General features: G+C 63.5%; 13 protein-coding genes. 8 read left to right on the top strand and 5 right to left on the bottom strand.

Annotated elements, in window-relative coordinates:
* Positions 1 to 8 precede the first annotated feature (8 nt).
* The 3 genes from ACX3M4_RS25355 to ACX3M4_RS25365 are packed head-to-tail and all read right to left on the bottom strand — an operon-like array spanning position 9 to position 4,807.
* Positions 9 to 2,828 carry a DUF4159 domain-containing protein gene (locus ACX3M4_RS25355; protein WP_459355753.1) on the bottom strand — a complete coding sequence of 940 codons (2,820 nt, stop codon included), beginning with the start codon at positions 2,826 to 2,828 and terminating at the stop codon, positions 9 to 11.
* A 3-nt stretch (positions 2,829 to 2,831) separates the two neighbouring features.
* Positions 2,832 to 3,755 (bottom strand): DUF58 domain-containing protein, encoded by a 924-nt coding sequence (locus ACX3M4_RS25360; RefSeq protein WP_459355754.1) that lies wholly within the window; start codon positions 3,753 to 3,755, stop codon positions 2,832 to 2,834.
* Between the two features lie 32 nt (positions 3,756 to 3,787).
* Entirely contained in the window at positions 3,788 to 4,807 is a 1,020-nt protein-coding gene (locus tag ACX3M4_RS25365) for an AAA family ATPase (protein WP_459355755.1), read from the bottom strand.
* A 279-nt stretch (positions 4,808 to 5,086) separates the two neighbouring features.
* Between ACX3M4_RS25365 and ACX3M4_RS25370 the strand changes: the two genes are divergently transcribed.
* The 5 genes from ACX3M4_RS25370 to ACX3M4_RS25390 all read left to right on the top strand — a co-directional run bounded on the left by ACX3M4_RS25370 (position 5,087) and on the right by ACX3M4_RS25390 (position 9,176).
* Positions 5,087 to 5,722, top strand: a complete 636-nt coding sequence (locus tag ACX3M4_RS25370) for a DUF1285 domain-containing protein (protein ID WP_459355756.1) — start codon at positions 5,087 to 5,089, stop codon at positions 5,720 to 5,722.
* Positions 5,719 to 6,399: a CoA pyrophosphatase gene (locus ACX3M4_RS25375; RefSeq protein WP_459355757.1), complete on the top strand. Its 681-nt coding sequence runs from the start codon at positions 5,719 to 5,721 to the stop codon at positions 6,397 to 6,399. Before ACX3M4_RS25370 ends, ACX3M4_RS25375 begins: the two co-directional genes overlap by 4 nt.
* Positions 6,399 to 6,659 carry a DUF6111 family protein gene (locus ACX3M4_RS25380; protein WP_459355758.1) on the top strand — a complete coding sequence of 87 codons (261 nt, stop codon included), beginning with the start codon at positions 6,399 to 6,401 and terminating at the stop codon, positions 6,657 to 6,659. The genes ACX3M4_RS25375 and ACX3M4_RS25380 overlap by 1 nt, the downstream gene beginning before the upstream one ends.
* A gap of 4 nt (positions 6,660 to 6,663) precedes the next feature.
* On the top strand, positions 6,664 to 7,938 hold the full coding sequence (locus ACX3M4_RS25385) for a CCA tRNA nucleotidyltransferase (RefSeq protein ID WP_459355759.1): 1,275 nt from the start codon (positions 6,664 to 6,666) through the stop codon (positions 7,936 to 7,938).
* Positions 7,939 to 8,045: 107 nt separating this feature from the next.
* Positions 8,046 to 9,176 carry an HD-GYP domain-containing protein gene (locus tag ACX3M4_RS25390; protein ID WP_459355760.1) on the top strand — a complete coding sequence of 377 codons (1,131 nt, stop codon included), beginning with the start codon at positions 8,046 to 8,048 and terminating at the stop codon, positions 9,174 to 9,176.
* Between the two features lie 13 nt (positions 9,177 to 9,189).
* On the opposite strand, the gene hemF is transcribed toward ACX3M4_RS25390, so the two are convergent.
* Complete coding sequence (hemF, locus tag ACX3M4_RS25395; RefSeq protein ID WP_459355761.1) at positions 9,190 to 10,116, bottom strand: oxygen-dependent coproporphyrinogen oxidase; 927 nt, start codon at positions 10,114 to 10,116, stop codon at positions 9,190 to 9,192.
* A 51-nt stretch (positions 10,117 to 10,167) separates the two neighbouring features.
* The gene (locus tag ACX3M4_RS25400) at positions 10,168 to 10,635 is read right to left on the bottom strand and encodes a tRNA (cytidine(34)-2'-O)-methyltransferase (protein WP_459355762.1); all 468 of its coding nucleotides are present in this window, start codon (positions 10,633 to 10,635) and stop codon (positions 10,168 to 10,170) included.
* Between the two features lie 277 nt (positions 10,636 to 10,912).
* Between ACX3M4_RS25400 and ACX3M4_RS25405 the strand changes: the two genes are divergently transcribed.
* The 3 genes from ACX3M4_RS25405 to ACX3M4_RS25415 all read left to right on the top strand — a co-directional run bounded on the left by ACX3M4_RS25405 (position 10,913) and on the right by ACX3M4_RS25415 (position 14,123).
* Positions 10,913 to 11,701, top strand: coding sequence for a substrate-binding periplasmic protein (locus tag ACX3M4_RS25405; protein WP_459355763.1), 789 nt, complete (start codon positions 10,913 to 10,915; stop codon positions 11,699 to 11,701).
* Between the two features lie 115 nt (positions 11,702 to 11,816).
* Positions 11,817 to 13,670: an ABC transporter ATP-binding protein gene (locus tag ACX3M4_RS25410; protein WP_459355764.1), complete on the top strand. Its 1,854-nt coding sequence runs from the start codon at positions 11,817 to 11,819 to the stop codon at positions 13,668 to 13,670.
* A gap of 51 nt (positions 13,671 to 13,721) precedes the next feature.
* On the top strand, positions 13,722 to 14,123 hold the full coding sequence (locus ACX3M4_RS25415; RefSeq protein ID WP_459355765.1) for a DUF2177 family protein: 402 nt from the start codon (positions 13,722 to 13,724) through the stop codon (positions 14,121 to 14,123).
* Positions 14,124 to 14,154 lie beyond the last annotated feature (31 nt).

The following is a 14,154-nucleotide window of genomic DNA, read 5'->3' on the forward strand; positions in this document are numbered from 1 at the left end:
CGGGACTCCTATTGTCCGAGCCGCTCGAGGAGGGCGGGAATGTGAACCTGGTCGGCCTTGTAGTTGCCGGTCAGGCTGTACATGACGATGTTGACCCCGGAGCGGAAGGCATAGTCGCGCTGTACCGGGTTGTTGGGTACGGTCGGGTACATGAACTCGCCCGCCTCGGTGATCGCCCAGGCGGCGGCAAAGTCGTTGCCGGTGATTAGGATCGGCGAGACGCCGTCACCGGCACGCACCGGGCGGTCGCCGCGCGCGGTGACCTCCTCAAGGCTTTCAACCCAGAGCGGACTGGTGGCATAGCGGCCGGGAAAACCGTCCAGAAGATAGAAGGCCTTGGTCAGGACATGGTCCGGCGGCACCGGTTCCAGCGGCGGCACATCCAGGTCCTCCAGGATTTCGCGCAGCTTGATCGTCGCCGGTGTCGAAGCGAAACTGTTGGCCGAGGCATTGATATGGTCGCGCGTGTCGAACAGGATCGTGCCGCCGTTGCGCATGAAGGTGTCGATACGGGCGATGGTCTGGTCGGTCGGCTTGTCCATGGCCGCATCGATCGGCCAGTAGAGCAGGGAATAGAAGGCAAGTTCGTCCCGGCCGATGTCGATGGCGACAGGCGCGCCCGGCTCCAGCGCCGTGCGTTCGGCGAGGAACTGGGTCAGGCCGCTGAGGCCTGCAGCGCTGGCATCGTCGATTTCCGGATTGCCGGTCAGGACGTAGGCCAGCCGCGTGTCCAGTGTGGATTCCAGTGCCAGGAGGTCGTCCGAGGCGGACTGCGCCAGGGCGCGGTCGCTGCCGCCTGCCGCCAGCAGGCCGGAGCAGAGCGCCAGCGCCAGGGCAGCGCCGATGGCGCGGCTGCGAAGACCGATGCGGCTGAGGCCGCCCGCCAGGAGGAACACGGCGATTGCATCGACAACCATCAGCAGGAAAGCCAGCGTGAAGAACAGCGAACGCAGATCGAACGGATCGGAGGCCGGGTAGGGCGCTTCGGTTGCGGTTTCGCCGAGCGCGGAGAGGTCCAGCGGTTCCAGTACATCATCTTTCTGCATGAGGTTGAGGGCGCGGAAGCCGTCCTCGGTCCCGTAAAGCCCGGGCGGCGTCCGGCGGCTGGCGGATGCCTCGCGGAAGTCGGCGGCACTGACGGGCGTGACTTCGACCGGTGGAGGCCCGAAGCGGCCATAGCCATCCAGCAGGCGCAGCGGCGGCAACACGCTCTTGGCCGGCGTACCGTCCTCGGCGGTTTCGGAGGCCGCTGCGACATTCGACACCGCCAGGATGCGGCGCAGCATGTTCAGGAACACGCCGGAGAGCGGCAGGTTGGACCAGGCACTGTCGGCGGTGACGTGGAACAGCACCACTGTGCCTGCTCCCATTGAGCTCGCGGTCACCAGCGGCGTGCCGTCTTCCAGCATCGCCCAGGTGCGGTCGGGCAGGTCGGAGGTCGGTTCGGCCAGGACCTGCCGGGTCACAGTGACCTCTTCGGGAACCTTGAGGCCGGAGAAGGGTGAGTTTTCGGGAAACTCGGCCAGGTGCTGCGGCTGTTTCCAGCTGAGCGAGCCACCAAGCGAGCGGTCGCCGGCCCGAAGACGGACAGGGATGAGATCGTCGCTGCCGCCGGCGGTGCGCGGGCCGGCGAAACGCACCAGCATGCCGCCGTTCTGGACCCACTCGCGCAAGGTCTCGGTCGTCGTATCGGGAAGACGGCCGACATCGGCCAGAACCAGCACCGAAATGCCCTGGTCGATCAGCGACGGCACCGCCTCGGCAATGTCCGCATCGCGGGGCAGACGGATGTCGGAGAAGGGGGCCAGTGCCCGCTCCAGGTAATAGACGGGCGACAGCAGCGGCTGATCGAGATCGCCGGACTGGCCGGAGATCACACCGACCGTGCGGCGGCGCCAGCTGTCGTCGACCAGTTGCACCGCACCGGCGGCGGCTTCCCCGGTAATTTCGACCCGGGCAATGTCGTTGCGCAATTCGCTCGGCAGTTCGAACCGGGCTTCTGCCTCGGTCCCCGTCCGGTCGAAACTGGCCTGGACTTCGCCGAGAACCAGTCCCTTCAGGTCAAGGGCCTGAACGGTGGCGGCGCTGAGCTTCTGGTCCGGATGGCGGACCACCTTCAGCGACAGGGCTTCTGCGTCGTTGTTGAGATCTTTCAGTCCCATCGGGGTCTCAAGACCTGTCAGCACTGTGACGGGGACTTCGCCGACGATGCTGGCGAGATCGGTCAGGAAACTGTCGTTGGTGCGGGTGCCGTCGGAAAGCCAGATCACCGCGCTCGGCGGGTTTTTCTGCGCTGCCTTGCGCAAGCCGAGGCTGAGTTCCGCCCGTTGCGGCGGATAGGGACGCGGCTCCAGCGCGCGGAGCTTTTCGAGCGCGGTCGCGGCTGTTTCCGGCGCGAAGGCCTGTCCGGATCCTTCGGCAGTGGCGGCGAAAAGGATCGGCTGGCCATCCTGCTCGGCTGTCGTCAGGATCTGTTCGGCTGTGCGGAGCTCATCGTCCCAGCCCCTGGCCGATGTCCAGCCGTTGTCGACCAAGAGCCAAAGCACGCCCTGACCCGTTTGCAGCGGCTCGCTGGAACGCCAGATAGGACCGGCCAGCGCAAAGATGAGGATGGCTGCAAGCAGAAGACGAAGCAGGGTCAGCCACCAGGGACTGCGCTGCGGCGTTTCCTCGTGCTGGTCGATGTCGAGCAGCAGCCGGGTCGGTGGAAAGCGGATCTCGCGCGGCCGCGGCGGGGTGAGGCGCAGCAGCCACCAGATCACCGGCAACAGCGCCAGGGCGGCGAGGATCCAGGGAGCGGTGAACGTCAGGGGAAGGCCGGCGAACATCGGTCAGACGCCTCCTCTCTGCATCACGTCCAGCGCGCCGGAAAGGGCGCTGTGCAGCACCAGAAGCGGCTCCGAGGCCGGTCTGTCGGTGTGGTGAACGACATAGGTCCAGCCGGCCTTGCGAGCCAGGTCGCGGATCTCCGCCCGGTGGGCCTCGAGGCGGTTCTTGTAGTCTTCGCGCCAGTTCTCGGCCCGGCCCGCGGTCAGGCGGAAGCCGAGCTCGGGGTCGGTGAATTCCACCCGTCCGTCAAAGGGAAAGGTCTCCTCGATCGGATCGAGCACTTGCACCAGATGGCCGCGCGCACCGGTTCCGGCGACACGGGCGATCCAGGCGGCAATATCGGGGAGCGGATCGAGAAAGTCGGAGATGAGCACCACATCGGCAAAGCGCTTGACGGACATGGTGTCCGGAAAGGCGATGGGTTTCGACAGATGGGCCAGGGCATCGGCGAGCCGTTCGGCGGCACGCCGGTCGGCGAAGGGGCGTGTGAGGCCTGGCAGGCCGATGCGCTCACCCGTTTCGGCCAGCATGTCCGCCAGCGCCAGAAGCAGGATGATCGACCGGTCGCGCTTGGAAACCGGAGACAGGCGCGACTGGAACACCATGGAAGGAGACAGATCCGCCCAGAGCCACACGGTATGCGCTGCTTCCCATTCGCGCTCGCGGACATAGAGATGGTCGTCACGGGCCGAGCGGCGCCAGTCGATGCGTTTGGCGGGTTCGCCCATGTTGAAGGGACGGAACTGCCAGAAGCTTTCGCCCGGTCCGGCGCGGCGCCGTCCGTGCCAGCCGGCAATGATGGAGCTTGCGACATGGCTTGCTTCCACCAGCAGGTCTGGCAGGGCCTCGGCAACGGAACGGGCCTCGCCGATCACGTTCGGCCAGGTGTCCTGATCGATGCCTGCCTGTGTGCTGCGTGGGTCCATGCCGTCGGGCTCCCGATGTTGCTGAGATGGGTTCAGGCGATGAGCGCTTTGACCCGGCGGATGACGTCACGCACGGTATGTCCGTCTGCGCGCGCGGCGAAGGTCAGCGCCATGCGGTGCTGCAGCACCGGCTCGGCGAGGGCCAGCACGTCGTCGACCGAAGGGGCGAGACGGCCGTCAACCAGCGCGCGGGCGCGGACAGTAAGCATCAGGGCCTGGCTGGCGCGTGGTCCCGGCCCCCAGGCGATCAGCTTCGTGACATCCGAGTTGGCAGAGCCTTCGTCCGGCCGGGCGGAGCGCACCAGCTTCAGGATGGCCTCAACGACGGATTCGCCAACCGGCATCCGGCGGACCAACTGCTGGTAGGTCATCAGTTCGTCGGCTGACATGGCGACCTGGGCCTTCGCCATGTCGGCACCGGTGGTTTCCAGAAGAATGCGGCGCTCTGCCTCCAGATCCGGATAATGCACGTCGATCTGCATCAGGAAGCGGTCGAGCTGGGCTTCGGGCAGCGGATAGGTGCCTTCCTGTTCCAGCGGGTTCTGGGTGGCGAGCACGTGGAACGGACGCGGCAGGTCATGGGGGTGACCGGCGACGGTCACGTGATATTCCTGCATGGCCTGAAGCAGCGCCGACTGGGTACGCGGGCTGGCGCGGTTGATTTCGTCGGCCATCAAAAGCTGCGAGAACACCGGCCCCGGAATGAAGCGGAAGGAGCGGCCGCCATCGGCGCTCTGTTCCATGACTTCCGCTCCGAGAATGTCGGAGGGCATCAGGTCCGGCGTGAACTGGATGCGGCGGGCGTCGAGACCGAGCACGGTGCCGAGCGTTTCCACCAGTTTGGTCTTGGCAAGGCCGGGCACGCCGACCAGCAGTCCGTGACCGCCGGCAAGGATGGTGACGAGCGACTGCTCGACCACGGTCTCCTGACCGAAGATGATCCGGGCGATGTCGGCCTTTGCGTCGCTGATCCGGTTGACGGCGCGTTCCGCCTGTTCGGCAACGGCTGCGAGATCTTCTTCGCTGGGGCTCGAGGGAGAAACAACGCTCATGTATCACCTTTCCCGTGTTCTCGATTTCAGCCATCGGGCTCTCTTCGGGGCGAACTTCCCCTTTCGGTCCGGTTGCTGCGACTCAAGCAGTCTGACACCATATAAATCAGTAGATAAGGCGCAATTGTGCGCCATACAGTGGAAAGGTCCAAGATTCTTTCCATGCTCTGGGGAAAAGGTCGGGGCGCCTGTTGCAGGGGGCGCCGCGGCAGGTTTCCGGGCAAACGGGAAATAGTTAAAAATCCCGGTGCCTTGACGAGGCGACAAGGGGAAGTGTCCATGGCGGAAGGAACCGCAAAACCGGCAGATCCGATGCCGGAAGGGCTGAAGGCCCTGATGAGCCGGGCGGACGGGCGGTCCAAGTCGCCACCGCCGGTGGAGAAGTGGAACCCGCCCTTTTGCGGCGATCTGGACATCCGGATCGCCCGCGACGGAACGTGGTTCTATCTCGGTTCACCCATTGGCCGGATGCCGCTGGTCAAGCTGTTTGCCTCGGTCTTGAGAAAGGACGAAGACGGCCGGCATTACCTTGTCACCCCGGTGGAGAAGGTCGGCATCACGGTCGAGGACGCGCCTCTTCTGGCGGTCGAAATGGCCGTCGAAAGGAGGGGGGCGGACCAGGTGCTCACGATCCGTTCAAATCTCGGCGATCTGGTGACGGTTGGGCCCGATCACCCGCTGCGCTTCGAAAAAGAACCGGACACCGGCGGCCTGAAACCCTATGTTCTCGTCAGAGGCCGCATCGAGGCCCTGTTCACCCGCGCCCTCATGTATCAGCTGGCGGACCTCATGGAAGAATGCAAGGACGATCGCGCCGGAGCCACTGAAACGCTCATGGGGATCTGGAGCAGCGGCGAATTCTATGCCGTGGCCCCCGATCTCTTGAGCGCAGGACAGGACGAACCGGCGGCATGACAGCACCCCATACCGATAGCCTTGCCGCCAGCGAGGGGCGGATCAACGATCTTCTGGGCGGGGCCGGGTGGGCCCGGCGGCTGCGCACTTGCCTGGCCGAGGCGCCGGGAAGCTTTGCCGTGCGCGATACCGGAGACCATATCCTCAATCCGGATCTCGGTCCCTACGCCAAATGGAAGGGCCCGCCGAGGGACGCCGCCGTACTGATCGGCATTCTCGACCGAGGCGGTGTGCCCAATGTGGTTCTGACACAGCGTACCGGCCATCTCACGTCCCATGCGGGGCAGGTGGCCTTTCCGGGGGGCAAGATCGATCCGACGGACGCCGGGCCTGTTGCCGCGGCTCTGCGCGAGGCCGACGAGGAAATCGGCCTTGCGCCCGGCAGGGTCGAGCCGCTGGGTCATCTGGCGCCCTATCTGACAGGGTCAGGCTATCGAGTGATCCCGGTCGTCGGCGCGATCGCGAGCGGGGCGGACTTTCAGCCCAATCCGGGCGAGGTCGAAGACGTGTTCGAGGTGCCGCTTGCCTTCCTGATGGATCCGGCCAACCACCAGAAGCTCAGCCGCGAATGGCAGGGCAAGCGCCGCTATTTTTATGCCATGCCCTTCGGTGACCGCTATATCTGGGGTGTCACCGCGGGGATCATCCGCTCGTTATATGAAACGGTCTGCCGCTGATGTTTCGTGTTGTGCTCGTTCACCTGGTTTTGTTTCTGCTTCCCTTCATCGGTTATGCGGTCTGGCTGTGGCTCGCCAAGCGCAGCAACCAGCCCGACAATTGGACAGTGAAGCCCGTCGCATGGCTGACCGTTGCCGGGCTGGTGCTGGTCATCTCGGGGCTCATCGGCATGGCCTCCTTCGACCATGCCCCCGAAGGGCAAAACTGGCGGCCGTCGGAAATGCGCGACGGGGTCTTTGTTCCCGGGCGATACGAATGACACGATGAGCGAGGCTGTTCACTACATCCTTCGCCAGGCTCCGTGGTTGCAGGCCCCGGGCATCCAGGCGGTGTTCGAGGCAATCGAGCAGGACGGCGACGAGGCCCGTGTCGTCGGCGGCGCGGTGCGCAACACACTGCTCGGCCACTCGGTCCCCGATGTCGATATCGCCACCACTGCGCTGCCCGAAACGGTGATGCAGCGTGCGCTGGTTGCCGGCCTTAAGCCGGTCGGTACCGGGATAGACCACGGCACGGTGACGGTTGTCAGCGGGGGCTTTCCCTATGAAGTCACGACGCTTCGGGAAGACGTGGAGACCTTCGGGCGCCAGGCACGTGTCGTGTTTGGCCGCAACTGGACCCATGATGCCGAGCGCCGGGATTTCACCCTCAATGCGCTCTATGTCGACCGGAGCGGCCGGCTGCACGATCCCCTGGGCGGGCTTCAGGACTGTCTCGACCGCCATATCCGCTTTATCGGCGATCCGGACAAACGCATCCGCGAAGACTATCTGCGCATTCTGCGCTTTTTCCGCATCTATGCTGCCTATGGGGCCGGCGAGATGGATGCAGCCGGCCTCGGGGCGTGCCTTCGCCAGCGCGACGGATTGCGGCACCTGTCGGCGGAGCGGATCGGCCACGAGATGCGGCGCCTGCTGCGGGCACCGCTTGCGACGACTGCCCTGAAGATGATGAACGACTGCGGGCTCTGGGAAATCGCAACCGGCGGTCTCGCCCGGATCGAGGATTTCTTTGCCCTGCGCAGCCTGGCTCCGCTCGGGGAAGAGGTGAACGATCCCGAACTTGCCCTGGTCGTTCTGGCCGGTTTCGTGCGCGAGGACGTGGAGCGGGTCTGCGACCGCTTCCGCCTGTCGAATGCGGAACGCGAGCGCATGCGTACAGCCTGGGCCGCCATGCGACGCCTGCGCCAGTCTGCCGGTTTGCCCGGATCTGCCCACGCCGGATCTGCCTTTCCGGAGCCTGAGGATCTTGCCTATGAGTTTGGCCGCCAGGGCGCTGTCGATGGGCTGCTGGCGCGCTGGGCGGGGTTGCGCGCGCAGGGCAATGCACCGGAAGACGTCTTCCGCCAGTTGCTCGGCCGGCTGCGTGAGGTGGCTTTGCCCGTCTTTCCCCTGAAGGGGGCGGATCTGATCGCCCGCGGCCACGCTCCGGGCCCGGCCCTCGGCGCCAAGTTGAAACAGCTTGAAGCCGCGTGGCGGGAAAGCGGTTTTGCACTGGACCGGGACCTGCTGCTGCAACGCTTTCCGCCTGCATCTTAAGGGTTTCTTAGCTGCCGGTGCGCCTCATCGTGTGTCCTTTGCCGTTGGGTAATCTTTCCGAATTAGGATTGGTGCGAACGGACACCGGTTTTGCAATGAGGCGATGAATGGAAATTGTTCTGATCTCGGACGGACCGCTTCCACTCGACTCGCCCGTCAGAAAACTGCCTTTCTTTTTTCCTGCGCGCCTCATCGACATGGCCAAGGTCTCTCCAAGGACGGTGGGGGAAGCCCGCGTTGCGATTGTCGAGCTGCTGGAGGCGTCCGATCCGGGCCTGACGGCTCTCAAGGCATCATGGAGCAGTATCGCCGAGATCCCCGTGATCTGCCTGGCGTCGAAGAAGAACCGGCGCGAGGTCATCCAGGCTGCTGCTCTCGGCAAGACAGAGATCATGGACCGGGAGACACCCCTCGCTCTGCTGACGCGCCGGATCAAGGTTCTTCTTCCCCAGGACCCAATCGCGAACGTACCGCGCGGTGTTCCGCCCCGGACGATCGAGGCCTACCGCAAGAGCAATGCCTTTCTGGAAAGCATCGGCTTCTCGGCAACGGAAGGCTCCAACATCCAGGTCAACCTGATGAACGAGAGCGCAGGGGAAATCCTGAAGAGCCTGTCGCTTGACGGATTGGCACCCTGGATGGAGGCGGTTCAATCTCATCACAGCGGTACCTATTGCCATTCGCTGATGGTCGCGGGATTGGCAGGCATGTTTGCGGGTTTCCTCGGCTGGAGCAAGGCGGATTGTGAGGAAGTGATCGCTGGCGGTCTCCTGCACGACATCGGCAAGATGCGGATCCCGCTGACCATTCTCGACAAGGCCGACAAGCTGACCGGGGAAGAGCGCGCGATCATCGACAAACACCCGCTCTTTGGCCGCGAGATTCTGAAACCCCGGCTGGAAGTGCCGATCGACATCAAGAAGATGGCGATCCAGCACCACGAATACCTCGACGGGTCTGGTTATCCGGACGGCATCAAGGCGGACCGGATCATTCCGAAAGTCCGGTTGATGACGATCTGCGACATCTTCGCGGCGTTGACGGAAAGGCGTGCCTACAAGGAGGGTCTGCCTGTGAGGGCCGCGATTGGCATCATGCTCGACATGGGCGGCAAACTGGATCAGCCTATGCTTGCCCAGTTCGCCCGCATGGTGCTGGAGCGGGACTTCGGCGAGGTCAGTCGCGGTGGCACAGGGGCCAAGGACAAGGCCAAGGCCAAGGCCAAGGCTGCAAGCTAGCTGGGGTTGCCAGTCAGGGCCATTTCACCACGGGCGGCATGGACGACAGGATCGAGGCGACATTGCCGCCGGTCTTAAGGCCGAAGATCGTGCCGCGGTCGTAGAGCAGATTGTATTCCACATAACGGCCGCGCCGGATCAGCTGTTCCTCGCGTTCCGCTTCGCTCCAGGGCTTTTCGAAGTTGTGCCGGACGAGGTCCGGATAGATCTTCAGGAACGCGAGCCCGACATCCTTGGTGAAGGCGAAGTCGTCGTCCCAGATGCCGCTGTTGAGATAGTCGTAGAAGATGCCGCCGACGCCGCGCGGTTCGTTGCGATGCTTCAGGAAGAAATAGTCCTCACACCAGGCCTTGTAGGCGTTATAGTCGGCAACGTCGTGGGCATCGCAGGCTGCCTGCATTGCCTCGTGAAAGGCGATCGTGTCCGGATCGTCCTGCGTGCGCCTTGCGTCCAGAACCGGGGTCAGGTCAGCGCCGCCGCCGAACCACTGGCGGGTCGTCACCACCATGCGCGTGTTCATGTGTACGGCCGGCACATGCGGGTTCCGGGGGTGGGCGATCAGGCTGATGCCGGAGGCCCAGAAACGCGGGTCCTCGCTGGCGCCGGGGATCTGGGCGCGGAATTCGGGCGAGAATTCGCCATGGACGGTCGAAATATGGACGCCGACCTTTTCGAAGACGCGGCCATGCATCATCGACATGACACCACCGCCACCCTTGGCACCGGTTGAATCCGTCCGCTCCCACGGCGTACGTTCGAAGCGGCCGGCAGGCTGGTCTTTGAGCGGTCCGGCGATCGTGCCGATCTCGTCCTCCAGATCCTCGAAGGACTTGCAGATCCGGTCGCGCAGTTCCTGAAACCAGGCCGGGGCTGCCGCCTTCTTGTCCTCGATACCGTCCGGGATCGGACCGCCGCGATTTTCCGGTGAGGGTGCGTTCATAAGCTTTACCTGGATTGTTGACGGGACCGCCGGATGCGGCAAGGAACCGCTCTATCGGCTTTTAGGGAATGTGCCGGTTTGCCGCAAGGCTTCGCCGAGCACCATGCCGGTGGAAACGGCGACATTCAGCGAACGCATGCCGTCTGCCATCGGGATCGTAAGTCTGGCGTCGGCAAGGTCGTGAATGCCGGCCGGAACACCGGAGCTTTCCCGTCCCATCAGCAGAATGTCCCCGGCAAGGAAGGAAAAGCAGGCATAGTCCTTGTCGGCCTTGGTCGTCATGAGAACCAGCCGACGGTCTTCCGACCTGCGCCAGGCATCGAAGGTTTCAAAGGAAAGATGACGCACCATCGCGGCGCGTTCCAGATAATCCATTCCGGCCCGTTTGAGGGCGCTGTCGGAAATCGGGAACCCGGCCGGTTCGATCAAATGCACCGTCACCCCCATGCAGGCGGCGAGGCGCAGGATCGTGCCTGTGTTCTGCGGAATATCCGGCTGATAAAGAGCGATGTCCGGCATGGTATCCTTTGGGTTCGAGCCGCGCTCGGGGATATCAGCTGCTATGGAAAAGCGCAAAGCGGCTGCGCCCATCCAATCAGATCCGCTTATATTGAGTCCTCAGGCTGACGGCCCGCAAATGGATCCCTCACTGTTGCAGGTTCAGGTCTATGCTCGCCAAGGGTGAGGGGCGCAAGGATTGCAACGCAGTTGCGGTAGGTTCCCTGCAAAAAGCATATTACGCTGCAAGTTGCCGGAGGACTGGTCTTCGGGGCTTTGATCACGCGGGAAAGTTTCGATGCACCCGATAATGGCATCCGCACGGGGTCTTCTTTTCGCTGCCACCACGCTGGTTGTCATCGTGTCCGGTCCCGCTTTCGGCGGTTCGCCCGAAGTCGTGACCATGGTGCAGGATTCCGAGTACTCCCCCTATATGACCGCGACGGCCGATGGGGCGAGCGGGATATATGCAGAGATCCTGCGAGAAGCCGATCGCCGTCTGCCGGACTACGAAATCGAGCTGACGGCGGTGCCCTGGGAACGCGCCATGCATCTGGTGCGCAGCGGCCAGATCAATGCGCTGGTAGGAACTTATCAAAGACCTCGCGAACGGCCGTGGCTGCGGCTCTATTCGACTGCGATCATGTATGAAAGCATCTATGTCTACTGCCACAAGGGCGTTGCCAGGAGGCACTGGTCCTATCCGGAGGACTTCGCAGGCCTCGTCTTTGGCAACAACAAGGGCTTCGAGACGCCGGGTCCGGACTTCTTCGACATGGTCGAAGAAGGGCGGGTCCTGCTCAGCGAGGAGCAGACGACTGAATTGAACCTCCGGCTTATTCAATTCGGCCGGATCGATTGTTTCGTACAGGACGAGGCTGCCGTCGGCCCGCTTCTGACCGGCAAGACCTATGACAATGTCGAGCCGGTCAGGCAGCTGACCTACGAGGCGGTTTATGTCGGCTATTCGGACAAGTGGTCGTCCGAAGCAGCGGACAGGTTTACAAGGGAACTGGACCGGGTCCTTTTGGAGATGAAGCAGGACGGCACCGCCAATGAGATCATTTTCCGGAACTTCAGGAACTGAATTCTCCCACTCCGGGCTGTGCGCGACCGGCCGTTACGCTTTTTGACTGGGCCATCAGCGGGGCTGATGCGTAGGATGGGGGCAAGAATCGCTCCAGCCCCCATGGAGACGCCCCGTGTCCCCGATTTTCCGCCTTTTCGAATCCTGGATAGAACCCTTCCGGGAACCGCCCAGCAGCGATATGCCCAACCGGGGCTTCGCCTTTCTGCTCTATTTCGTCGGTCAGGTCCGCTGGCCGTTTTTTGCCATGCTCGCCGTCGGCGGCATGGCCGCTTTCGTCGAAGTGGCGATTTTCAATTTCCTCGGCCGCATTGTCGACCTTCTGGAAGCGGGGAATCGTGAAACCTTCTTCACCGACCACGGCTGGACGCTGCTGGGCATGGCTTTCGTGGTGCTGGTCGTGCGCACGATCACCAACTCCCTGATGGCGCTGCTGGAGGAGCAGACCGTGGTGCCCGGGTTTTTCAACCTGGTGCGCTGGCAATGCCATCAACGGGTGATGAAACAGAGCCTCAGCTATTTCCAGGACGATCTGGCGGGCCGGCTGTCGCAAAAGGTCATGCAGTCGGGAATGTCCGCCGGCGATTTCATGGTCAACCTCCTGGAAGTCGTCTGGTTCATCATCGTCTACGCGCTGACGACGCTTGTCCTGGTGGCCGAACTCGATCTGAAGCTCGGGGCGGTCGTGGCCCTCTGGCTGGCGTGCTTCGTGGTGACGGCGCTCTTTTACGTTCCACGCGTGCGCGTGGCGGCGAAGGACGTTGCCAATGCCTTTTCCGGCATGACCGGCCGGCTCGTCGACACCTATACCAACATTCAGTCGGTCAAGCTGTTCGGCTCGGCGGATGAGGAAAGCCGGGGTGCGCGGACTTCCTTCGAGACCATGATCGCCAAGCTGCATACCTTCACGCGGCTTTTGACATCGGTGCGCATGATCATGTCGATGATCAACGGCGTCATGATCGTCTCGATCGCGGCGCTGGCGTTGATGGGCTGGCAGGAGGGCAACATCAGCGCCGGGCATGTGGCCTTTGCCCTCAGCCTGATCCTGCGGCTGAACATTCTGCTCAATCGCCTGTTCAACCAGTTGAACGGCCTCTTCCGCAATTTCGGCTCGCTGCAGGACAGCATGGAAACCATTGTCCGGCCGGTGACGCTGACGGACCTGCCGGATGCGCAGGCGCTTGATGTCTCCAGAGGCGAGGTCCGGTTCGAGAATGTCCGCTTTCACTATGGCAAGGCGGGCGGCGTGATCGACCACCTCAATCTGGCGATCCGGCCGGGGGAGCGTGTCGGGGTTGTCGGCCCTTCGGGAGCCGGCAAGACGACGCTGGCGAGCTTGCTGTTGCGGTTCTTCGACGTGGAAGCCGGGCGGATACTCATCGATGGCCAGGATGTGCGCGACGTCAGCCAGGAGAGCTTGCGCCGTTCCATCGGCATGGTGACGCAGGATCCCTCTCTGCTGCATCGGTCGATCCGGGAGAACATCCTCTATGGCCGGACATCGGCCAGTGAAGCGGAGCTGCTCGATGCGGTGCGCAAGGCGCACGCCTCCGGCTTCATCCAGCGGCTGGAGGACAAGCGCGGCCGCAAGGGCCTCGATGCCTTTGTCGGCGAGCGCGGGGTGAAACTTTCCGGCGGTCAGCGCCAGCGCATCGCCATTGCCAGGGTGCTCCTGAAAAACGCGCCCATCCTGGTGCTGGACGAGGCGACCTCCGCGCTGGATTCGGAAGTGGAAGCGGCGATACAGGAGAACTTGCAGGGCCTGATGGCGGGCAAGACCGTGATCGCAATTGCGCACCGGCTGTCCACCATCGCGGCGATGGACAGGCTGATCGTCATGGACCGGGGCAGGATCGTGCAGGAGGGAACCCACGAGGAGCTTCTCGACGAGCCGGAAGGCCTTTATGCACAGCTCTGGCACCGCCAGTCCGGCGGGTTCTTGAAGGCAGAGGACGCTCTTGCCTGATCCATCGCCGCACCGGTGCCGTAGACACTCGGTGCTTATCGCGAGGACAGAATGCTGAAATTCGTCACGGCCTACGCCGCCACCGCCCTGGTCTTTCTCGGGCTTGACTATGTCTGGCTGTCCCGCGTGGCCTCCGGCTTCTATTTCGACCGGCTCGGCCATCTGTTGATGGAAAAGCCCAATCTGACCGCAGCCGGACTGTTCTATGCCGTCTTTGTGGTCGGGATTGTCTTCTTCGCAGTGTCGCCGGCACTGAAGGCCGAAAGCCTCGGCGCCGCGATCCTCCAGGGTGCTCTCTTCGGGTTCTTCACCTATGCCACCTATGACATGACCAACTACGCGACCTTGCGGGACTGGCCCGTCCTGGTGGTGATCGTCGATGTCGCGTGGGGGACGTTCTTGACCGGGGTTTCAGCCGCGGCAGGCTATGTGGCGGCACGAGCCGTTTCCTGACGCAGCGTTGGGATTTCGCGTCGAAGGGTGC

This window comes from Roseibium sp. M-1 (assembly GCF_054515675.1).